At 32.9% G+C, this 21,623-nt stretch carries 31 protein-coding genes, 1 pseudogene and 2 other annotated features (1 of these 34 only partly in view); of the genes and pseudogenes, 1 reads left to right on the top strand and 31 read right to left on the bottom strand.

What is annotated here, in order from left to right; all coding sequences use genetic code 11:
• Window positions 1–133: 133 nt before the first annotated feature.
• The 19 genes from G4D63_RS06445 to G4D63_RS06535 all read right to left on the bottom strand — a co-directional run bounded on the left by G4D63_RS06445 (window position 134) and on the right by G4D63_RS06535 (window position 12,921).
• On the bottom strand, window positions 134–439 hold the full coding sequence (locus G4D63_RS06445) for a hypothetical protein (protein WP_163178829.1): 306 nt from the start codon (window positions 437–439) through the stop codon (window positions 134–136).
• 131 nt (window positions 440–570) lie between these two features.
• The gene (locus G4D63_RS06450; protein ID WP_163178830.1) at window positions 571–891 is read right to left on the bottom strand and encodes a hypothetical protein; all 321 of its coding nucleotides are present in this window, start codon (window positions 889–891) and stop codon (window positions 571–573) included.
• Between the two features lie 125 nt (window positions 892–1,016).
• Complete coding sequence (locus G4D63_RS06455; protein ID WP_163178831.1) at window positions 1,017–1,481, bottom strand: NUDIX hydrolase; 465 nt, start codon at window positions 1,479–1,481, stop codon at window positions 1,017–1,019.
• A 452-nt stretch (window positions 1,482–1,933) separates the two neighbouring features.
• Window positions 1,934–3,418: a UDP-N-acetylmuramoyl-L-alanyl-D-glutamate--2,6-diaminopimelate ligase gene (locus G4D63_RS06460; protein WP_163178832.1), complete on the bottom strand. Its 1,485-nt coding sequence runs from the start codon at window positions 3,416–3,418 to the stop codon at window positions 1,934–1,936.
• 101 nt (window positions 3,419–3,519) lie between these two features.
• Window positions 3,520–4,770, bottom strand: a complete 1,251-nt coding sequence (locus G4D63_RS06465) for an MFS transporter (RefSeq protein ID WP_420837808.1) — start codon at window positions 4,768–4,770, stop codon at window positions 3,520–3,522.
• Window positions 4,771–4,854: 84 nt separating this feature from the next.
• Window positions 4,855–5,096, bottom strand: a binding site (T-box leader).
• A gap of 206 nt (window positions 5,097–5,302) precedes the next feature.
• Window positions 5,303–5,665, bottom strand: coding sequence for a hypothetical protein (locus tag G4D63_RS06470; protein WP_163178834.1), 363 nt, complete (start codon window positions 5,663–5,665; stop codon window positions 5,303–5,305).
• A gap of 199 nt (window positions 5,666–5,864) precedes the next feature.
• Window positions 5,865–6,338, bottom strand: a complete 474-nt coding sequence (locus G4D63_RS06475; RefSeq protein WP_163178835.1) for a hypothetical protein — start codon at window positions 6,336–6,338, stop codon at window positions 5,865–5,867.
• Window positions 6,339–6,483: 145 nt separating this feature from the next.
• Window positions 6,484–6,708, bottom strand: a complete 225-nt coding sequence (locus tag G4D63_RS06480) for a DUF2651 family protein (RefSeq protein ID WP_163178836.1) — start codon at window positions 6,706–6,708, stop codon at window positions 6,484–6,486.
• Between the two features lie 160 nt (window positions 6,709–6,868).
• Entirely contained in the window at window positions 6,869–7,117 is a 249-nt protein-coding gene (locus G4D63_RS06485; protein ID WP_163178837.1) for a hypothetical protein, read from the bottom strand.
• Window positions 7,118–7,224: 107 nt separating this feature from the next.
• On the bottom strand, window positions 7,225–7,752 hold the full coding sequence (locus G4D63_RS06490; RefSeq protein ID WP_163178838.1) for a hypothetical protein: 528 nt from the start codon (window positions 7,750–7,752) through the stop codon (window positions 7,225–7,227).
• 32 nt (window positions 7,753–7,784) lie between these two features.
• Window positions 7,785–8,231: a hypothetical protein gene (locus tag G4D63_RS06495; RefSeq protein WP_163178839.1), complete on the bottom strand. Its 447-nt coding sequence runs from the start codon at window positions 8,229–8,231 to the stop codon at window positions 7,785–7,787.
• 17 nt (window positions 8,232–8,248) lie between these two features.
• Complete coding sequence (locus G4D63_RS06500; RefSeq protein ID WP_163178840.1) at window positions 8,249–8,653, bottom strand: hypothetical protein; 405 nt, start codon at window positions 8,651–8,653, stop codon at window positions 8,249–8,251.
• Between the two features lie 368 nt (window positions 8,654–9,021).
• Entirely contained in the window at window positions 9,022–9,474 is a 453-nt protein-coding gene (locus G4D63_RS06505; protein ID WP_163178841.1) for an SRPBCC family protein, read from the bottom strand.
• Window positions 9,474–9,815, bottom strand: a complete 342-nt coding sequence (locus G4D63_RS06510; RefSeq protein WP_163178842.1) for a MerR family DNA-binding transcriptional regulator — start codon at window positions 9,813–9,815, stop codon at window positions 9,474–9,476. The genes G4D63_RS06505 and G4D63_RS06510 overlap by 1 nt, the downstream gene beginning before the upstream one ends.
• A 75-nt stretch (window positions 9,816–9,890) precedes the next feature.
• Window positions 9,891–10,271 carry a RidA family protein gene (locus G4D63_RS06515; protein WP_163178843.1) on the bottom strand — a complete coding sequence of 127 codons (381 nt, stop codon included), beginning with the start codon at window positions 10,269–10,271 and terminating at the stop codon, window positions 9,891–9,893.
• A 48-nt stretch (window positions 10,272–10,319) separates the two neighbouring features.
• Window positions 10,320–10,787, bottom strand: coding sequence for an NUDIX domain-containing protein (locus G4D63_RS06520; RefSeq protein ID WP_163178844.1), 468 nt, complete (start codon window positions 10,785–10,787; stop codon window positions 10,320–10,322).
• 66 nt (window positions 10,788–10,853) lie between these two features.
• Window positions 10,854–11,216, bottom strand: coding sequence for a hypothetical protein (locus tag G4D63_RS06525; RefSeq protein ID WP_163178845.1), 363 nt, complete (start codon window positions 11,214–11,216; stop codon window positions 10,854–10,856).
• Between the two features lie 82 nt (window positions 11,217–11,298).
• Window positions 11,299–12,303: an LD-carboxypeptidase gene (locus G4D63_RS06530; protein WP_163178846.1), complete on the bottom strand. Its 1,005-nt coding sequence runs from the start codon at window positions 12,301–12,303 to the stop codon at window positions 11,299–11,301.
• Window positions 12,304–12,444: 141 nt separating this feature from the next.
• The gene (locus G4D63_RS06535) at window positions 12,445–12,921 is read right to left on the bottom strand and encodes a GNAT family N-acetyltransferase (protein ID WP_163178847.1); all 477 of its coding nucleotides are present in this window, start codon (window positions 12,919–12,921) and stop codon (window positions 12,445–12,447) included.
• 487 nt (window positions 12,922–13,408) lie between these two features.
• On the opposite strand from G4D63_RS06535, the gene G4D63_RS06540 reads away from it, so the two are divergent.
• Window positions 13,409–15,106 carry a M3 family oligoendopeptidase gene (locus tag G4D63_RS06540; RefSeq protein WP_163178848.1) on the top strand — a complete coding sequence of 566 codons (1,698 nt, stop codon included), beginning with the start codon at window positions 13,409–13,411 and terminating at the stop codon, window positions 15,104–15,106.
• Between the two features lie 142 nt (window positions 15,107–15,248).
• On the opposite strand, the gene G4D63_RS06545 is transcribed toward G4D63_RS06540, so the two are convergent.
• From G4D63_RS06545 to G4D63_RS06600, 12 genes and pseudogenes are all read right to left on the bottom strand, one after another.
• Window positions 15,249–15,791, bottom strand: coding sequence for a histidine phosphatase family protein (locus G4D63_RS06545; protein ID WP_163178849.1), 543 nt, complete (start codon window positions 15,789–15,791; stop codon window positions 15,249–15,251).
• Window positions 15,792–15,936: 145 nt separating this feature from the next.
• Window positions 15,937–16,299: a DUF3221 domain-containing protein gene (locus G4D63_RS06550; RefSeq protein WP_163178850.1), complete on the bottom strand. Its 363-nt coding sequence runs from the start codon at window positions 16,297–16,299 to the stop codon at window positions 15,937–15,939.
• Window positions 16,300–16,611: 312 nt separating this feature from the next.
• Window positions 16,612–16,809 (bottom strand): DUF6199 family natural product biosynthesis protein, encoded by a 198-nt coding sequence (locus G4D63_RS06555; protein ID WP_163178851.1) that lies wholly within the window; start codon window positions 16,807–16,809, stop codon window positions 16,612–16,614.
• 114 nt (window positions 16,810–16,923) lie between these two features.
• A complete protein-coding gene (locus tag G4D63_RS06560; protein ID WP_163178852.1) occupies window positions 16,924–17,439 on the bottom strand; it encodes a GNAT family N-acetyltransferase in 516 nt (171 codons plus the stop codon).
• Window positions 17,440–17,629: 190 nt separating this feature from the next.
• The gene (locus G4D63_RS06565; protein WP_163178853.1) at window positions 17,630–17,857 is read right to left on the bottom strand and encodes a hypothetical protein; all 228 of its coding nucleotides are present in this window, start codon (window positions 17,855–17,857) and stop codon (window positions 17,630–17,632) included.
• Between the two features lie 117 nt (window positions 17,858–17,974).
• On the bottom strand, window positions 17,975–18,169 hold the full coding sequence (locus tag G4D63_RS06570; RefSeq protein ID WP_163178854.1) for a DUF6366 family protein: 195 nt from the start codon (window positions 18,167–18,169) through the stop codon (window positions 17,975–17,977).
• A gap of 82 nt (window positions 18,170–18,251) precedes the next feature.
• A pseudogene (locus G4D63_RS06575) lies at window positions 18,252–18,674 on the bottom strand (GNAT family N-acetyltransferase).
• Between the two features lie 106 nt (window positions 18,675–18,780).
• The gene (locus tag G4D63_RS22415; protein ID WP_163178856.1) at window positions 18,781–18,963 is read right to left on the bottom strand and encodes a DUF3658 domain-containing protein; all 183 of its coding nucleotides are present in this window, start codon (window positions 18,961–18,963) and stop codon (window positions 18,781–18,783) included.
• 60 nt (window positions 18,964–19,023) lie between these two features.
• A complete protein-coding gene (locus tag G4D63_RS06585; RefSeq protein ID WP_163178857.1) occupies window positions 19,024–19,539 on the bottom strand; it encodes a P-loop NTPase family protein in 516 nt (171 codons plus the stop codon).
• Window positions 19,540–20,089: 550 nt separating this feature from the next.
• A complete protein-coding gene (locus tag G4D63_RS06590) occupies window positions 20,090–20,305 on the bottom strand; it encodes a helix-turn-helix domain-containing protein (RefSeq protein ID WP_163178858.1) in 216 nt (71 codons plus the stop codon).
• 11 nt (window positions 20,306–20,316) lie between these two features.
• On the bottom strand, window positions 20,317–20,793 hold the full coding sequence (locus G4D63_RS06595; RefSeq protein ID WP_163179452.1) for a DUF2975 domain-containing protein: 477 nt from the start codon (window positions 20,791–20,793) through the stop codon (window positions 20,317–20,319).
• Between the two features lie 210 nt (window positions 20,794–21,003).
• Window positions 21,004–21,495: a GNAT family N-acetyltransferase gene (locus tag G4D63_RS06600; RefSeq protein ID WP_163178859.1), complete on the bottom strand. Its 492-nt coding sequence runs from the start codon at window positions 21,493–21,495 to the stop codon at window positions 21,004–21,006.
• A gap of 121 nt (window positions 21,496–21,616) precedes the next feature.
• Window positions 21,617–21,623, bottom strand: a binding site (T-box leader); it runs 205 nt beyond the window's last position.

Consider the following 21,623-nt stretch of genomic DNA (forward strand, 5'->3'; position numbering starts at 1 on the left):
TAGTCCAATAGTAATTATTAGCAATGCTAATGTTAGTATTATAAACAAGTAGATTCCACCATTCTTTTTTCAATAACCTTACATGTTATGGTCACTAAACCTCCTAAGACGAATGGCCAGCCCTATTCTATAATCAAACCCTTTTAGTTGAAATAAGAGCAATCTTAAAATAAAAAACAAAAGAAATTATTGCAGTTATTAGAGCTGTTCCAAGGACTATGTACGCGCCATCCCAGTATGTAGAGCTTCCTGTTAAAACCCAAACTTGATATGGAATAAATATAATTGTTGCAATTATTAAAACTCCCCATAATAGAGAAATAACATTAAGTTTAGCATCCTTGAAAATGGAATCGCTATTAGAATATTTAACTTTAGACACTTTTGTAAGTGCTAATAACAATAGTAAGATTGAAAGAATTAGAAGAAAAAAATCCATTTTATTTACCTCCTAGAATAGTGAATATACTAGTATCCGTAATTAAACTAACTCCCTTAATACTGTATAAAATCTCATAATTAGGGTCATCCCTTAATAGACTTACGTACCTATAATAAACATGACTTACCTTATTTATCAGTATAGTAATCTTCTCTAGTCATTTTTTCTAAAATTCCAGTTCTTCTCTTAACTATAATAACCCTATCATCTTCATTAGACATGTAAATCTCTTCACCTAAATCTAGAAAGTTAGACGAAAGGTTTTCTTGAGGCATATCATTTATTTCCACTTTTTTTTGAACTTCACCAATCTTATCACCAACGGTAAATTCATTACCTATGTCCCCTTGCCAATAATATTCAGTTTCATTGACAACTAATATACCTGCATAAGAGCCTTCTGAAGAAGAACTTATACTACACCCTGCAAGTAAAATGAAGGCTTGCAAGAATATCAGAAATAGATGGCCTTTTTTTAATATAACTATTCCCCCTTAAGTAATTCTGATTAATCAGATACTTTTGTTAGTAGTTTTACCATTTACTATCCTTCCCTTTAACAACATAAGCATTTTCAAGATTTATATTTACCCATTTGTTTTATGTACGGAGTGATAAAACTGCGAGTACCATCAGATAAATTCATGGGTAATTCATTAAGTTTAAAGAATTTCACATCAATAGATTCCTCTTTATCTACTTTTAAAGTTCTTTTATACTCCTTCGTAACATATACAGCAGTTACAGAATACAATTCATCACCATTATTTAATTTTAAATAATAATCTTTACCAGAAAAAACTCCTAAAAGATCTAATTCTCCTATATCAAGACCTGTCTCTTCTTTTACTTCTCTACGTGCGGTTTCCTCTAATCTTTCGCCAACTTCGGTATTTCCACCAGGTAATCCCCAATCGCCATCAGTTCTATGTTGTAATAACAACTCATTATCTTCATTTACTATCAGAACTACAGATCCAGGTAAAAGTAAAGGTGTATTACCAACTAGCTTCCTTAAGCCTTTTACATAATCCGCCATGAATATCCCCCCATTTATGATTGTTTCTCTGTACCTTTTCTTATAATTAAGGCATTGACTATTATAAAACAACCTTCCAACTCGTTTTCAATATAATAGCTGATAAAAACTTAATAGTCTTTTATTCAATAAATCTCGCAATAATTCCTCCATCAACCTTCAAACATCTCAACCTAGCTTTTCGCCACCATATGTTTAACAACGCTCCTCTTGTTGTTAGTTTTAAAGCCTTTTAGGCTATAAAGAAAATCGAAGTTACTAATAGATGCAATTAAATGTAAGATTTAGTAAGAGAATTTTGTAAAAGCACTTCTACTAAGTAAAAAGAGCAGCACTTTGTAGTGTTGCTCTCAAACTCTTGTAGCCCCTTTTTAAAAGTGAGGGTTCATAAACTTTAAAAGTAGATACTAGAGAATGCACCGTGCAGAGTAGTTATGATTAATGTTAAATAATTAATATTCCTTCTTAGATATTGCCGTTCTCGCTATTTCTTTATCATCAAAATGTATTGTTTTGTCTTTAAAACTCTGATAAGTCTCATGACCTTTACCAGCTATTATTACAACATCATTTGAAGTAGCCAAGTTGATTGCTTTATAAATCGCTTCATCTCTATTAACCACTAATTCATATGGTACTGAATTAGACTTTATCATTCCTTTTTCAATATCATTCATAATTTTAATAGGATCCTCTGATCGTGGATTATCCGAGGTAACGAAAACAACATTACTGTGTCTACTAGCAATCTCCCCCATAATTGGTCGTTTTCCTTTATCTCTATCACCGCCGCAACCAAAAACTGTAATAACTTTACCTTTAGTAAACTCTTTTATAGTTTTCAATACGTTTTCTAATGCATCTGGTGTATGAGCATAATCAACTACAACAAGAAAATCTTGGCCTTCATCCACTATTTCCATTCTGCCATTGATACTTGTTAACTGGGATAGACTACTTTTTATTCTTTGAAGAGGTATTCCTTCAATTAACGCTACTGAGATACTAGCTAACGCATTGTATACATTAAACCACCCTAGTAGTTTTAGGTCTATTTCGATTTCTCCTTTAAAGGAACTAAGTAAAAATCGGATTCCTTTTGAAGTCATAGTGATATTTTGTGCGGAAACATCACATTTATTGTTGATTCCATAAGTAATAACTTCTGCTGAAGTAACTTTACGAAAATACTCAAAACTTGGGTCATCTGCATTAAGAACAGTGTATTTTCTATCTTTAGAATTGAATGAATTACCTAGCCTTGAGAATAAGAGACCTTTTGTGTTCCTATATTCTTCAAATGAACCATGATAATCCAAATGGTCTTGAGTTAGGTTGGTAAATACAGCCGTACTAAAGTTACATCCCATTACACGCTTCATGTCTAACCCTTGGGACGAAACTTCCATCACACAATATTCTGTGTTATTCTCCCTCATATTTCGAAGGTTTCGTTGTAAAATTGGAGGCTCCTGTGTATTTAAATCAGTTGGATACATCTTACCACCAATCTTTATACCGTTATTACCCATTAGACCAGTATTAAGTCCGTAGTCATCAAAGATTTTTTCTATAATATGAGAAGTAGTTGTTTTGCCGTTAGTTCCTGTGATACCAATAAGTTTCATCTCATTTGAAGGATCATTATAAAAATGAGATGAAATAACTGCCATCGCTTGCCTTGCGTCTTTAACAAATATCTTTGGCACATCAATATCAACTTCACGTTCTACTACAAGGGCTACTGCACCATTTACAACGGCATCCTGTGCAAAGAAGTGTCTATCTTCTAGATATCCTTTTATGGCTGGTACGCAGATAAACAAATTCCCCTTTTCCACTTTTCTTGAATCCATTTGTAAACCTGTAATTTCAATATCCATATCCCCTTGAGTTTCTTTGATCATAAAAAGATCAGCTATGTCTTTTAACTTCAAATCAGGACCCCTCTCAAAGAACTATTTATATCACTTTTATTTCCATTTATAATTTTATTATAATTCTTATTGAATTATCACTTTCCCTTTATCTCTAGCATCTATGCTCCATTAGTTCCTATAGGTTCAAATTGGAATATATGACTTCTTGAAGGTAATAGTGAAACCATACATAAAATGATGGATAATATCACCATGACTAAAACACCTATAATAACAGCTATCTGAATGGAAACCATATGAGCAAAAATCCCAATAATACTGGTTGCTATTATAATTAAAATGGCTTGAAATATACTATAGACACTTCCAATCCTCCCCATTACGTCAACTGGAATATTGTTTTGATAAAAGGTTAGAAAACCAGTATTAGAAAAGGCAATAAAAAAGGCAAGAATAAAAAAGCCTACTGCAGCAACAATAAATGTGCTTGAAAATGCATATATGATATAACCAATTGAAACTACGAGAGTTCCAACACCTATTAAAACAGAGGTGTGAATTTTCTCTACAAATAAAGAGTTGATTAAAGCACCAAATACAATACCTGCTCCAGCAATCGTTACTAAGAAACCATATTCACTATCAGATAAAGAAAGGACTTCCTTAGCAAAAGCTGCTTCAAGAGAATCGACAGCACTTGCCATTATGATCATAACACCACTAAACAATAAGTAAATTAATATAACATATTGGTTCCTTCTGGTATACTCAAATACTTCTAATACATCCTTTCTAATTACATTCAACGATACTCCATTATTAGAAGAACAGACACTTGATTGTTTCTCTATATCAGGCAGCAAAACTAATGTTATTAAACCTGATAAGAGTAAGGCTATTGCATTAATATAGATTGCAAATAGTGGACTTCCAATTAAAAATAACATCCCTGCTACTGCTGGGCCCATTAAAAATGCACCAGATGTAATTAAGCTATGAAGAGAGTTAAATTGTTTCCGTTGTTCTTGTGGAATAAGTTTTGTTATATAAGTCATAGATGTTGGACCAAACATTGAACTTCCCATATTGATAAAAAATACTAGTAAATAGATTATAGATATTGTTGAAAAGAATGGTAATAAAGCTATAAATAAAGCCCTGATTATATCGAGTGTAACCATAAGCTTTCGTTTGTTGTAACGATCTATAAGACTTCCCGCCCAAAAGTTGGTACATAAAGTAGCTAATGGCCTAATGATATATAAACCAGAAACAGCTAGTGCTGAGCCAGTCATATCAAATATAATTAAATTCAGGGCAATAAAATAGATCCACTCACCGATATTGGAGAATCCGATTCCTACTAATAAGATTGATGGGTATTTCCATAATGCTAGCCTACTCTTCAGATTCAACATGATCCCCCCAATGTCTTTATTCATTAGTCATTAATGCTTTAAAACAAAAAAATCCCACCCCCAAGACTTTTAAGCCTTGAGGACGAGATCATATCTTCGTGTTGCCACCTCAGTTTATTAATATGTCGCCATATTAATCTTATCAGGTACAAATCCATACCTTATCTCTTTAACGGGAGCTCCCGCCACAGCATCCCCAATTGGTTCCGATGTAGTGCTCAGAGTCTTGGTTCAATAACCTATTCTTACTCCTTTTCAGCAAACGGAGCTCTCTGGGAAGAAACTGGTTTATTTACTCTTCTCTTCATAGCATTGGTTTAAGTTGTTTTAATTTTACAGATGTTAACAATTTAAGTAAAGACCAATTTTAATGCACTTAAATGAAATAGGACTGGAACTTAGGCGATTATACTCACTGTACCCGTAAGAGCACCCCAATCCTATGTCCCAAAAAGTTTAGAACTGCTTCTAAAAAGACTTTACCCATATGGATAAAGCCTTCCTTTCTAATTAAAACCATAGTTTATTTTTGTAAAAATGCTAAGAGATCTTCGTATGAATAGGATGTGTGGACTAACTTGTTAGTATCAAAGACTAAGAATGCAGGTTCCTGAGTAATTTCAATAGAAGGATGTTGTTCTTTGAAGTTTTCTAAGGAAGACTGATTGCTTACACTATCAATCACTTTCTTTATTTTGGCCTTGGTAAGATCATTGGGATGAATGACAGTGCTACCTATGGTATGTACTGCAAATGTATTATTTTTTTGGGCTAATAATCCAGAAGAATCAAAAGGATTAACCTGTTGTTCCACTGTAGTATCAGTAGAACATGCAATTAACATTGAGATTAATATTAATAAAATAAGAAGAAGTTTAGATTTCAATTGGTTTAACACCCACTTTCTATATAAAAACATTTTATTATAAGATTGACTATTTTGAAAGTTATAAAAAGACACAGTATGTACTTTTCTAATTTCCTCCCCTTATCCTTTGACTAAGTACAATTATCCATATAAAAAAGCGTTAATCCTGATTATTAGGATCAACACTTTTTATGCATGTATATACAAAATTCTTATATTACCTTACCGGAACATTGAAGTCTTTTTTATAAAATCTAACTGGGACATTAAAGTCCTGTTTATAGAACTGGTCAGAAGCCTCATTCTGCCACATAATAGAAACAGTAAATTCCTTTGTATTTTTGGCAACAGGAAAGTGTTGCACATTTATAATTTCTTCATTTGCAAGCTTTACATCTGTTCCTTTAGTTTGGTTCAAAGACATTCCATAATCAAAGGTTTTTCCTTCTTCTTTCCTAAATGTATGTACTGTCACATTATGTTTTTTACCCTCATTGTTAACAATTCGCAAAGAAAAAACATCTGCATTCTCATTACCTTTAGACATTTCTTCATTCTTGATTTCAGCTTCTTCTAGTGTTAGTGTCCATTCATCAGACTCAAACACAATGGGCTCTCCACTTGATTTGGCTTCAGTCGATTGCGGAATAGATACTAATGTAAACATTACTAGGAATATCAATTTTCTCATACATTATCACACCCTCAAAAAAAAATGTTTGGGGTTAGTATGTACAAACCTTTTTATTATTATAAAACTTTTTCTAAAATGTTCCGCAAGTTATACTCCAAATATATAAAGCGGCAGCAGGACCTCTCTATGATCATGAGCATATTTACTGCTTAATTAATTTCATAATTAAACTGACTATGACTGAAAAGATTGTATAAGCCACAGCCCAACCAAAGAACGATTCATTAAAAGCTGTGAAAGTTAAGATGGTGAATATAATGAAAGTCAATACGGGTATCACAAACCAACTTTTAACTAAAAGAAAACCGATAATTGATGCGAGAAGTACAATAAAAGGAAATATAAAAATTACCATAAGAAATGCCATATCTTTACCCCTTTTTTATAAATAACCTATAGCTATGTCAATTTTAGTTATTATTAAAACAAACCTTATGCCTACTTCATCAACAATGTTTACTGTCCCTGTAGCGATGAGTAAGGCTCGCACCTGGTAATAAAATAGAGCATTTAATTAAAATTTAAATTTACATAGTAGAATAATCTATTAAAAGTCCTAAAATTATTAATATAATGCCTATTGAGAAATGTACTCTTTTTTCATTTAATCCAGTTTTCTCACATAGGTATATCGGAATCCCAATTGACGCTAAATATTGTAGGCTGTTAAGAATGTAGCTTTCTTTAAAGATAATGATATTGGGGTTATATTGATAAATTCCTGAAACTAACCCAAATATGAAAAGCATCATTGGTATTCTTAATTTCCATTTCATGGTTAATTCTCCCTGATCAACATATTTTTGATGTGTTCCATCCTTCTGTTACTTTACTTAGAACAACTACAATGATTACTAAAATATAAATTTTTACTATTAACCTACTATTCTAGCGGTTTTAATAAATGCCCAATTAATTCATTTGATATACTTAATGCTTCTTTTCTGTTTGTTGCTGGGGCAGAAATTAATAGCCCGTCTTCTGGCCCCCATTCATGATAAGGATTACTTCTTTTTGACTCAACTAATTCATAAATAGTAATACTTAGTTTACTCAAATCCTTATTTATATAAAGATTACCATAGATATTGTGATCAGCTGGTTTGGAATAATCACTGAAAAACAATGTACCGTTCCTTTCAAGAAAAACAACTTCAACGTTCTCCTTATCGATGAGAATATCTGTTGGCACATCTCCTTTTATATCTATAGTTCCTTTAAAACGATCTTGATTAAATATATTATTATAAAAACCACCTTTAATTGTTATTCTAACTCTTTCATTTATTTCATTCCTCTTCTCACCAACTCCGTATACGAATCCATCAATTTCTTGATTAATTTCTTTTGGAAAAGAAGACCATACAACGAAGCTAACTAAACTTATAAAACTTATGAAGACTATTAACAACTTCTTAATGTTTATTGGAGTACACCCCCAAATTATTTTTTCAACTCGGTGTATTCACCTGTATGAGGATTAAATGAGAACAAAACTTCTGAATTCTGCTTTTTACCTTTTATATAATAAAATTCATTACCATCCACTGTAATAGTTTTAAAATTGCTCTCTGATATTGTTACTTGGTAATGAGACTTAATCATTTCTTGGGCATGTTTGTATGTATACTCTGGTTTAGAAATAAAGAATATGACGGGAATGACTACTAAAATAACTAGTCCCAAAGTTAAATTAAAGTTATGGTATTTTTCTTTATGATCAATGACAGAAAAGCCCATAAATGAAGAAATTATTACCAGTACTAGGAATGGGATAAAAAATGTGGAATTATTTAAATGGTGATATTCTTTTGAAACAAAATATATTAAAGACAGTTCAATTAAGGATGCTACCATTAATAGAATAAGGATTGATATTCTTTTCTTCATTCAAACCTCCACAATGATCATTTGTAAATCCAGCTCATTACAAATTTAGTCAAAGTTAATCTCAATAAATAGCTTAAATGAAAATAGATTAACGCTGGTAATACACCTAATAATAGAAGCGGTTGAATTGTAACATCTAAGAAATTGCCTTGAACCAATGTAAATCCAGCAAGTGCTACTATACCGAATAAAGCATATAGGATAACCGAGAGCATGTATCTTGAAAATGTCCTTTTCGTGTTTAATTTGTCTAAAATAGAAAATTCGATTACATAAGAACAAAAACCCCCAACTATTAAAAATATAGGTAGAGAAACCAGGAATACTACATTTAGATATCCGGATTCATTTGCGTTGGTTACAAAAAAGGCAAAAGCAATAGCGCTTATAACAGAAGCGAGCACTTTTTCAGTAAAATACATAAAAAGACCCCTCTCAATGTTTGTCCCTTACACTTTCCTGTTAGCTTATATTTTCAGTCTATTTTTCGAGTTCAGATAATTTATTTTTTATAACAGTTAGATCTGATTCTAGTTGTTTCATTTTTTTCGATGAATCGATACCATTACTAACACCATAGGAGATAATTGCATATAAAATAACTATAGCTGATAAACAACTTAATATTACAAAAATCATATAATCACCTCTTCAATCGTACATAGATAATTAATTCAACAAATAAAAGCATTAATCCTCCTTGGACTAATGCTCAACCGTGGTTACGATACTTATGTAGCCCTTAACCCAAAGAACCACAGCAGCTTAATGAATAACCACTTGCTTCTTACTAAGATTTAATGGCTTCTTGTCTAACCTTTTGCATAAATTCTTGGATCACCAAATTATTGCTTCTTTCACTTCCTAGTTTCAACATCGCTCTGCCAACAAAGTTTACTCCTCTATTTTGACCTTCATAAATAAATTTTGTTTGAGACTCATCAATTTTAAACAAAGTAAAGGTAAGGGTAATTTCAAATGCTTTTCCTAACACAAACTTAATTTTCTTGTTCTTTTGGATTTCACTATCTTCGTACGCTAATGTTTCGACAATATAGGTTTCAACACGTTTACCTTCACGATACTTTTGCTGATGCTTTGCTCCTACTTCCCCTTCTCGCTTTTCAATTAAATGATGCTCTTCTATTTTAGGCATGATTTTTTTAATATTTTGATCCGCGAAAAGTTCCCAAACTTTTTCAATATTAGCGTCTATAGTAATCTCTTCTTTCCATTGCATCACTAACTCTCCTCCTTACCTGATGCTAGAAACTCATCAATCTCTTTAACTTGAAGTCGAAGTTCCTTAATTTGCATCTGTATTATTTTCTTTTTTTGCTTTAACAAGTCTTCTAAATGCGTAAATGACTTGTCCTCCATTACTGAAATCATCTCTTGAATAGTAAATCTGAATTTTCTCAATTGAACCAAAAGGATCGCAAGAAAGTAACTCCCATCATCATAGTATCGGTAGTTGTTATTCGGATCTATGAAGGCTGGTTCTAGTAATTTCACTTCTGCATAATATCGTAATGTTTCTTTACTTAGTCCCGTCATTTCGGCAAACTCACTTATCTTGTACATAACCCTCACCCTATAATAATGATAATAAACCCTGTGGCACACCACAGGGTCAATGGTTATCTTATATTTTTGTATTTATCTCCTCCTAGCTATCAATTCGATTTCAATCTGTGCACCAAGAGGTAGGGATGCCACACCTATAGTTGTACGAGCAGGATATGGCTCGGAAAATTGCTTAGCATATACTTCATTCATAGCGGTGAAATTATTCATATCTGTTAAGAATACATTCACTTTTTCAACATGATCAGAAGTTAAACCTGCTGCTTCCAGTACATTGAAAAGGTTTTTAAAACATTGATTTGCTTGTTCAACAATATCACCTTCTATAAGCCTACCAGTCTCTGTATCAATTGGAGTTTGTCCAGATAGAAATAGTAAATCCCCTGCTTGAACTGCATGTGAGTAAGGACCAACAGAAACAGCTCCATCGGCACTATAAGCCTTTCTTGACATATAAAATTCCTCCTTTAGTTAATAAAATAGAATTACTCGAGTTTATCCTCATTTATGTAAGCTTGTTCTATCTTTATCAATTAACTCATAACCTTCTTTATCTAAGTCATAATTAAAATAACTCATTGTCTGGTTTTCTACCCATTTTTCCAAAGAGACGATCCAGGGTAAGAATCTTATATACTCACGAAGCTCAGTTATAGAAACAAATTTCACCTCAATTATGTCATCATCAGGATCATTTATCTGAAATTGGGGAGACTCGGAAACCTTAGCAGAATAATAAACTTGTAAATATTGACCATACTGTTTGGATCGAAATTCAATGATAAATGCAACATCCCCAATTACTATCTCTAATCCCGTTTCTTCAAGACACTCTCTAGATGCCGCTTCATAAAAAAATTCTCCTGCTTCAGTTGAACCTTTGGGTAAACCCCAGCCACTTTTTTGTTTAACTAATAGCACCTTATTGTCTTTTATTACGACTACCCCAGCTGCGAGCTTATGTGTCAATTGCTTATCCCCCAATTATTTCATTCACTTATCCTTTATGACAAACACCCTTCTAAAAGGAGGAACTTAGTTTACGATCTCCCATATAAAATCATCATTCAATTCATAGATTGTACCTAAAATACCAAGAGTTCTGATTATGATCATTTGACCATTATCACGCTCATAGATTATTTCATATGAAGTAAATATACCTGTATCTCGAATATGAGAAGAACTAAAACTTATTTTCTCGTTGTCTTTCATGCATTCGCCTTTATAATCACAATTGACAATGCTGTACTTTTGCATAATCCAGCTTTCAATCTGCTCGTCCGGTGGAACCGTAAATATCATAATCGTTATTAGTAAAATGAGTAAGATGAAACATAAAAGTACTGACTTAATTGCAATGCTCTTATTTTTCCCTTTTATATTGCCTTTGTTCATATAACACCCCTTCTCCTTACATCAATAATAAAAAACAATCCTTCATGGATTAATCGACTTATATTTGACGTTTTAACTTAGTTTATTCTTCTACCCCATCTTCTAGAAAAGTAATAGTACCAGTTGTTGCATTTAATTCTATTTCTATACCTATTGGAAAAACATGTGATGGGAATGTGTGACCAATATCTACGTTAGTGATAATTGGAATGTCTGTATCTCCGATGATCTCCAGTAACAGTTCATCAATAGAAAACGGTGAATCTAAGTCATTAAAATGTTCGTGTTTTCCTACAATTAATCCTTCTATTTCATCAAAAATACCAGCTACTTTTAACATGCTTAACGAACGCTCTTGAATAGCCATATCCTTAAATGAGTCTTCAATAAACAATATGGATCCTTTTAAATCTGGAAAATAATCAGATGCCAAGAATCCTGACATGGTATTTAAGTTTCCACCTATTAGTCTACCTTTCACACAACCAGGTCTTAAAGACTTCCACCCCTCATTTTTAACCATCTGTTTCTCTCTAGATTGTGTATTCCAATCAATCATCTCTTCTGTCCAAACGTCTGGTATCTCTAATGTATAAGGTGCCTTTTTCTTTCGTTGGACAACGTTCTCAAAGTATTCTTTTCCTGTTGGAAGCATCCTTGGGAATTCTCCAAAGGATGGTACAATGGCAGGTCCATAAAAGGTTGTTACGTTTGTTTTCGCATAAATACCTAAAAGTAAAGCTGTTACATCGCTATAACCCATAAAGATTTTAGGATTTTTCTTCAAATACTCATAATCTATGTAAGGTAATAATGAGTTCGAGTTAGTACCACCAATCGTACTAATAACGGCCTTTACGTCTTTGTTATAGATGAATTCATTTATTTCTTCTGAGCGGTCTTTTATTGTAGAAGATCTATATGCCTGGATTTTATTTGAACATTTCCCTTCAATAATATGAAACCCCATTATTCTTAATTGATCTAACCCTCTATTATATCTTTCATTAAATCTAACTGGTGCAGCAGCTGAAGGAGTTATAATGCCAATATGATCTCCTTGCTTCAATGCTTTAGCTTTTATCACATATTAACCACCTTTCAATCTTTGAATCTTATTTCAACAAAAAGATGCATGAATCCTTCTGAATTCATGCATCTTACGTTACTACAATCCTCTTATCAAACTATACTTTTTCGTTACTAAAATAAGAACATTGTAGACATATCAATTATGCACTAACAATAACTCCCATTTCTCTTCAAGTAATTCTTTATTCGAAAGAAACTGAGTTTTAGTTTCCTTCAATACAAACCCTACTCTCTCATAAATCCGCCTTGCAGATTTTAATTCACTATTAGTCCATAAAATAATCCTTTTAAATCCTTTTTCTTTGCAAAAGGTAATGGCCTCTGTGACTAACATTTGTCCATATCCAGTTCCTCGCATATTGGGTTCAACCAGAAATAACCCTAGTTGAGCAGTATCATCATTGAACTTTTTAATACTTATAGAGCCACATTTTCTATCGTTAATTTCTAAAATAAAAATGGTTTCTTCAGTATTTTTCCTCTGAATAAATCCACTAACACTTTCTTCAATAAAATCTCGAAAAGATAAATCGTAACCAAATTCTATATTGTATAAATCATAGTGAGCATTAATTATGTAATCTTTATCATCTAATCTATATGTCCGTATCATTTAATTACCTTTACGCTCCTTTTACTTTAGATAAAATGGGTACTTCCTGCATGATTAGTACCCATAAATATTTTAACATTGCACCCGCTATATCAAGTACACTTCTTTACAATTATTTATAAAGCTGATTTAGTTGATAAAGGGCACAAGTTTAATTGCCCGATACTCTTCCCTTTTACGTTTGGCTGAAATTTCCGTGGAAACTTCAGAAACAAGTTTAAGGACCAAGCCAGTTATATTAATTCCTTATAATGCTTAGGGTTTAAGGACTTGATACTCATCTGATTCATATTTTACTAGAATAATCTCACCGTCTTCCTTTACAGTTTCAATCACTCTACTAATCTCTATTTTCTCCTACTTTACAATAAATGTGCTTGTTCACCAACACCTCTATTGCTCCACCTTTTATGATATTGCTAGATTTAACTACTAGAATTCGATAATATAATATTGAGATAATTTTAAAAATGAGGGAGAGTTATCCATGACACAAGATTTAGGCCAAAATTATTATAAAGAATTAATTGATTTAAAAGATGTAAAAGGAATAGAAACTCAAATTCAAAGTTTACTTGATGTTGCGATAGAATCCGTTTCTGACCTTGAAAAATGGTTAAAAGACGAACATAATTTAATGATTCAAATTAAAGAGGCGACAACAGGTCACCTAGTCGACTTCTACCGAAACACAGAGGATCCTGAAATCAAGTCAACTTATCTTCATGATCAGCAAGTCATCCAACCACTCTTAATGAAATATGAAGCGAAACTTAACGAGAAAGTCTGTGAATCTCCTTACTTAAATCAATTAGATGAAAAACGCTATGGCTTAATGCGACGTGTTCGCGAATCCAAGGTTAAATTGTTCAGAGAAGAAAACATTCCATTAATGGTAAGAGAACAAGAGCTTTGTACTAAATACAGTGAAATTATGGGAGGGTTAACAGTTGAATGGGATGGGGAGGAAAAGCCTTTTCCGTATATTCAATCCCAACTAGACCATCTAGATAGAGCTATCCGCGAAAAAGCTTATCACGCGATGATGTCAGCCCATCGTCAAATTAAGTCCGATATGGATGCAATCATGGACGAACTCGTTCAACTTCGTCATCAAATCGCTTTGAATGCAGGCTTTGAAAACTATCGAGATTATATGTTCGTGGAAAAAAATCGTGAGTATAGTGTTCAAGATTGTTATGATTTTCATGAAAATGTGGAGAAACATATTATCCCTGCCTGGAATCGACTTGCAGAAGTATTTAAGTCCAAGCTTGGTGTCGATACGTATCGCCCTTGGGATAACACTGCTAAATTGATGAAAAACCCACCGTATTCTGAGGTGTCTACTCTTATGGATGGCGTTTCTGAGATGTTAGGGAAGACTGATCCATATTTTGCAGACCGCTTCGATTATATGAGAGAGAATGGGTTACTAGATCTTGGAGATAGAAAAGGGAAAAGTCCAGGTGGTTTCTGTACCTCTTTACCTGTTTCAGGAGATACGTTTGTTTTTGCAAACTTTAGTCCATCCTTTTTCTCACTGATTGCATTAATACATGAAATGGGCCATGCGGTGAATGGATACCTTCAGTTTTCCGAGAACGGTCCTACTGAAGATTACCAACAACGAATGGAAGTTGCTGAACTGTATTCTCATGGAATGGAATTACTCTTATTAGATAAGCTGGATCGTTTTTATCCAGAAGAAGAGGATTTTAAGAGCGCACAGCGTGAAGAGCTAAGACGAGCATTTACCATGTTATACGGTCCACTGTCAGGTGATCTCTTCCAGCACTGGATGTATACGAATCCTACACACACTGCCAAGGAGCGTGATGAAAAATACTTTGAAATCGCAAAACGTTATGGCTTAAGTCCTGTCGATACTTCTGGGCTTGAGGCCGAAGTTGGGATGAGCTGGGCAGGTACCCTTCATTATTTCCAGGTGCCTTTCTATAATATTGAATATTCCATCTCAATGCTTGGTTCTCTTCAATTACTTGAGAATTATCAGAAAAACCCTGAGCAAGCTGTCGAATCCTTTAAAAGAGGTGCAAGTGCTGACTACAATCAATCTATCGCAGCTATTTACGAAGAAACTGGGGTCGATTTTGATTTTTCAGAACAGGCTGTAAAGCGAATGGGTGAATTCCTAGAAAAAGTTATTCAAGACATTAATTAAGAAGATAGCAGAACGGGGACGCTTCATAGGTGCATTCCCTCAAGGCACAACTAGTGAATGAACTAGTTGTGCCTTTTTATTTTACTGGTTAGTAAAAAGATCATAACCAGACTCATATCTATAAATATCCTCACCCGTTAATTCACTCATAATCTTTCCAAAGTCTGTTACAGTCAACCAGTTTTTTGTCTCTAAAAGATAGTTTATAGATATCAGGCATTGCGAGCTTTTCCCAAAATTCAAAATCATATTGTTGATCAAAGTAATTCATGGTGAGAACCATAATATTTCCGTGTGTCCCTATTGCGACATTTTTGTTTTTGTATTGTTCCAAGACTATTTCCATTCCCCTTATCCCTCGATGTTGTGCAACCTTGTTTGATTCACCACCTTCCCAAGAGAAAAGAGGGTTGTCCCAAACTGTTCTAATCGCTTCTTCAAAATTAATTGCAAACCCTTCCGTTAGTTTCCTTTCTCTAAAATCATTCATAATATGAATCTCTTCTCCTAGAGTATTTGCTAAACCTTCAACTGTCTGAATAGCTCTTAAATATGGACTTGAAATAACGTGTTCAATGTTCTCCTTTAGTAATAGCTCTTTAACCTTGATAGCATCTTTTGATCCCTTTACTGATAATGGTCTCTTCAGTTCCTCTGATGTATATGTAGAATGAGCATGTCGCAAATGTTTGTAGTCATAGCAACCTCCTTAGAATATTGGGGTTTCCAATAAACTAATAAAATAGCCTTACTATTAAATTTGTAAGACTAGTAGACTGGGTAGATTTTCGAATGTAGACTAATATTTACCTTCCTCTTAGCTAAAGATCTTATTCTATTATTTCAACCCTATTCGCTATGGCACTTCCTGGATAACTAGTTCCAACCTCACCGTACTCTACCCAAATTTCTATTTCATTTCCTTTTTTAAGATTTTTGACATCAGTATAAGTTATATATAATAAATTTAGTTTCCCTTCTTCTATCAGCTTAACATTAGGAATGTTTTTAATTTGATTATATTCTTCAAACGAAATATGTTCTGCCACCAATAGCTTATTGTCTTCCACCTCTAGAATATAGCCTGTTAGATTAGGAGGTATTTGCTTTGATTGGTTAGATGAGCAACCAACTAAGAAGGCACTTAAGAGTAGTAGGATTAAGCTTCTTTTAATACACAAAGTGAAATCCATCTAATACCTCCTAATATTAATTTTAAGCGATGACTATTAACACAATTAAAAGTTTTAGAACCAAAGCCTTTAGCTAAATAGAGAGTTCGTTATTTCGTGGATTCAGATTCCCAATTAATTTCCGTTTTAATATCCCAATATCTAGTCACAACATTTCCTATTGGAAATACAACACCTAACACTATGTTCTTTTTATTATTTTCAAACGTTAAAGTACCATGAGGGAGAGAAGTGAAATCTCGAGTTGAAGAAGATACACCTAAATTTTTTTCTCTAATTCATCCACTCTTCTTTCTAGCGCCTTTGTTAATCTCATGATAGGAAGTAAACAATGACTCCTCCAATTCCTGCAAGAGTGACCATTACTCCTCCAAAACGAGTTGACCATTTATAAAGAGTAGACGGTTCAGTCCCATCACTTTTCCAACTTTCAGTAATTAACCATATCAGTGAAGGGTTAACAATCATAGTTAGACCTATAGTTATTAAGGTTATACCCAGTATTATCACCAGATCCACTTCCCCTTTGAACGTTCTATGGATGACATTAACCATTTCATAAATGGTGCGCACTTCAATGTATTAAACACTCGTTAATTCATTTTATTATATAGATACACAGATTTAGATAACTACCTCTTTAGCGTTATCCCATTGATATATTAGAAGTTCTAATTCAGTACCTGCAATTTTAATCCTCTCTGATCTAAGCAACTTTGCACCGTAATACTCATAGAAGGAGCGAGTTTTGTTATCTTCTATTACTTCAACAAAAACCTTTTCATAGTCCAATTCTTGAAATTGGAGAAACAGCTGTTTCATTAGCCTTTTCCCAATCCCTTGACCTTGAAATTCTTCCAATAGATATATAGATGTTAAGTCACCAGAGTTGTAAACGTCATTATTCTCTCTTCTTCCACAATCGGCAAACCCAACAATTTCTCCATTAGTATTTTCAGCTACGAAAACAAAGTTATTCCCCTTAGAAATGTTCCGTTGCCATAAGTCTGTTCTTTGTTCATATGATAGACTGCTTAAGAATTCATCGGGAATAATATTTTTATACGTAGTTCTCCAACTATCAACGTGTACTCTTGCTATTCCTTTAGCATCCTCGATTTCGGCTCTTCGAATATGCATCGAATCACACCCTTTATAAAAGATTGAATAGACTCCATTTTATTACAAATTTATTCCTTCATATTAAGAAAATGAACTTCATAGCCTACTAGTCCCTTAGTATCTAATACTTCTAAGTATTCAATAAAATAGGCACTAATCCTTCCTAGATTAGTACCTATAAGCGAAATATCACTACTATACAATCATGTTATTTATTCTCTTTTTCCATCAGATAATTATCGATCGCCTTTTGAACTTTATCTCGTTTTGGAGCGATTTCTTCTAATCTTTTATGCAAATCTTGAAGTAAGTATAGACCCCGGAAGATGCAACCTCCTATAAGAGCGAAGGCTATTAAACCACCTACGAGTGGCCCCATCATTAGTAGTATAAACCCCAGAATACCAGTTAAGAACATTGATAATAACAAATACACCTTTACCACTCCTTTTACTCTTCTTACCCAAAAACATCTTAATAAACCTGCCCTTTGATTTAAGGAGCGTGCGAAGTTTCAAACTTTTATAATTTGAGGTGTACTAACCTCGTTATTTTAAAAAGAACATTGTGATAGAATGATAAATCCTAAGATAATTAGTACGATCGTAAAGATTTTCGTGAGACAGCTACCTTTTACTAATGCTAAAGGTTCTCCAACCATAGAACGATTAACAGCATCAGAAAATGCACCCATAGGATTGTTCTCCAACTCTTTTCTGCGCATTTTTTCTTCATTGTCCCTACTCACTAACTCATTCCCTTCGATATAATATCAAACTACATTTTATTTTAGTGAAAGAAAATGATTATGCTTAATCTTTGTAACAGAACTAAGATTTAAGTTTGAAGTAGATTAGCTCAGGATCTCCTTCATCTAAGTTGTTAACTATTCCACTTTCTATAAATCAGTTCCTATCAAATACTACTTGCATACTAAAATTAGAAAGATTAGTAGAGGAGAAGACCTTATTTGTTGGAGCAATGCTCATAAGATAATCTAATAATAAAGATGCATATCCTTTTCTCCTTTTGGAAGGTGACACAATAATTAGCGAGATAAACGTACAGTTAAAAAAACAAGTGTCGTAAATTAAAAAACCTACGATTACATCGTTCTCTTTCACTACTAAACATTGTCCTAGCTCAATAGATTTACTAATTAAGCCTCGTCTACTTGTGTTACCATTAACCTCGTTGTCTATGTTTACTATTGAGTCTAATTCATCAAAGTTTGCTTGATTAACTGTATTCACTTTAACTATACTCCTGTCTTTTAGGCTAGTAACCAATCTATATCTCAACAAAAGAGCTGTAAATGCTCATCAACTTTTTGTAGCTTCTTTTTCGAAAATCATAAAACTAAGATGCTGTTTTTCTATATTTACCAAAATTGACGAAACAAAAGAAATTAGCGGAGTTAAAACTATAATGCCTCATTGAATTTGAAATTCCTTTTACCTCAAGCACACTATAGTAGATTAAATGTCTTACTCTATATTCTAAAAAGGAATCATTTACAAGTTGATTTACTATAGGATTCATTGTTCCCCCACCAGTATTCCAATAAGAAAGTGCGTAAATCCAGTTGGACCATCGCACTCTCTAATAAAATCGGTTCTCAAAATTCTTTGTGTCGTAAACAACCTCTATTTTATCTTTATATTTTCCATATTTTTTAAAAAAGTTAACCTTACCTACCTCTTCAAAATATCGGTTCCATTTAAACATTTTCAGAAAAATTTCTAATGTTGGTGTGTAGTTAGAATTCTCTATTCCAAGTTTTTGTTTTAGAAACCTCTTTATTATTCGATATGTTCTTATAGAATACTTTGTATCTAAAAAGATAATGAGATCTGCATTATGAAAACTATTGCTTACCCAATCCTCATTATGTACCCCTTCAATGATCCAGCTTTCAGATTGAATTATACTTTTTAAATAATCTTCTCTTTCTAGTTCAGTTCTTCTTACATCTCCAGACTTGCTTCTAATCCAGACTACATTGTCTAATTCGTAATAAGGTATATTTAACCTTAAAGATATTTCTTTAGCTAGAGTTGTTTTACCACTTCCAACTGAGCCAATAATATGTATTCTTCTAGGAATTGTCTCTTTCAAATAACCACCTGATTCATAAAAGTAATTCTAAAATAATTATTCTATTATTACTTGTGATTTTCCTTTTATTAAATAAAACAAAGCTCTTCCATTTATCCAATCAAACTCTTTGATAGCAAAATGAAACAGCATGATGACCTTTTATTACTCACAAAAATAACCAAACATCTGAATCCGAAACGTCCCTACCCTTTTACAACTTAGAGTGTGCGATCCAACTAACCCGTTTGATTGAATGTGCTTATCAGTCTTCCAAACAGCAAAAAGTAATTTTCTATAAATAAAATGTTTGTGGATCGCTCAGATAACTTTGATAATATTGCGAATAAAAAGCTAAATAATAACATGGCAAATTGTAAGTTAATCACAAAAAAACACAAAGAGTTTTTGAAGAGACCCAGATAAGTGAGACATAGGAAAAAGCACCCCAAAAGTCGTAATTAACATTAACGAAATTCGGAGGTGTTTTTCTAATGGGCAAAAATAGATACACAGAAGAATTAAAGAGAGAAGTAATTGAAATGAACATATGGACCTTATGATGAATGCCTTATATCTCTTCATCACTTCTGTATTCTAGAAGATCGCCAGGCTGACAATCTAAAGCCTTACAAATTGCCTCTAACGTTGATAATCGAATGGCTTTTGCCTTTCCATTTTTTAATATAGAAAGGTTTGCCATTGTGATTCCAACCCTTTCCGAAAGCTCGGTCACACTCATTTTCCGCTTTGCCAACATGACATCAATATTAATGATAATTGCCATTGTATTTCACCTCAGACTGTTAAATCATTTTCAGATTTTATGTTAATTGCGTCTTGTAAAAGTTTTTGTAGAACAGCTGCAAACACTGCAATTACCAATGACCCAAATATAGGGATCCCACCAACTAAAACTAGACCTGGTGCATCATCTAATTCAGCTACTAGAAAAACAAACGGTATAATCACTACGTACACTCCACTGATTGTTATTGCACATAACTTGATAACTTTGAGTGATCTAACAGATCGTTCAGAGAAAGCTTCGTTACTGTCAATATAGCTCAAAAGTTTAAAAGCTTGGTACAGTGCAGTAAAAAAGGGAATCACTGATACATACATACCAATAACAATGGGATAAAGGATTTGGTCATAATCAGGGTTAGCTGGATTTCTTAGTAGCAAGGTCAATCCAAATATGCCCAAAGCAAGAACTGGAGTTCCAATTAGAAACACAGCTATTTTTAAAAACAATGTTGAACCTCGTTTCATCATAAAGCACCTCACATAGATTATTGATAAATTGATTTTAATATATTTTTTATTGTTTTACAATAAATAGTTAATGAAATTTACTACATTATTGTTGTTTATATATTTATCAACTAAAAAAAGTATTTCTTTTCAAAAGAAATACTTTAATAAACATTATTTATTTGTATAGCGGACCCACTATTCTCTCACTTCATAAACATCGATGTACTAATTTTGTAGTTGGAGAACCATTCGAACTGTTTTTAATATATGTCCTTCAAAATCATCATCAAACTCTTTCACAACCATAAAACCTTTAGCCTCGTAAAAGGTTTTACCTATATTATTATCTCTTTCTACGTTTATATAAATCTCTTTTACACCTTTTAATTCTTTAATCCCTTCCTGTAACAATGCTGAACCAATCCCTTTATTTTGATATTCAGGGTAGAGGTAAATAGCACCTAGCTCAGCTGTTCCATTTTCTTTTACTTTAGAAAAGTTTGCAAAGCCAACAACTTCACTTTCGACTTCTGCGACGAATAAAAAAGATCTTTCTAAACGTTGTTTCATCTGTTCTTCATTGTATGCAAATCTCAAAAACTGTTCTTGTATTTCACTGGGGATTATTCCTGCGTAAGTTGAGTTCCATGAAGTTTTTGCTACATCTTGTACTTGTTTTATATCTTCTAGCTTCATCTTGCGAATTGTAAAAACCATATTACAACCTCCTGGAATTTTTGATTTTAAGTTAATGAGACCTTCTTACCTTTAATCGTTGGTGATACATTATTCATAAACCCCTCTCCCTTTTTTTACAAATAAAAAATCTCGTCTCATATTAAGAG

Source organism: Bacillus mesophilus (assembly GCF_011008845.1).
GTDB lineage: Bacteria > Bacillota > Bacilli > Bacillales > SA4 > Bacillus_BS > Bacillus_BS mesophilus.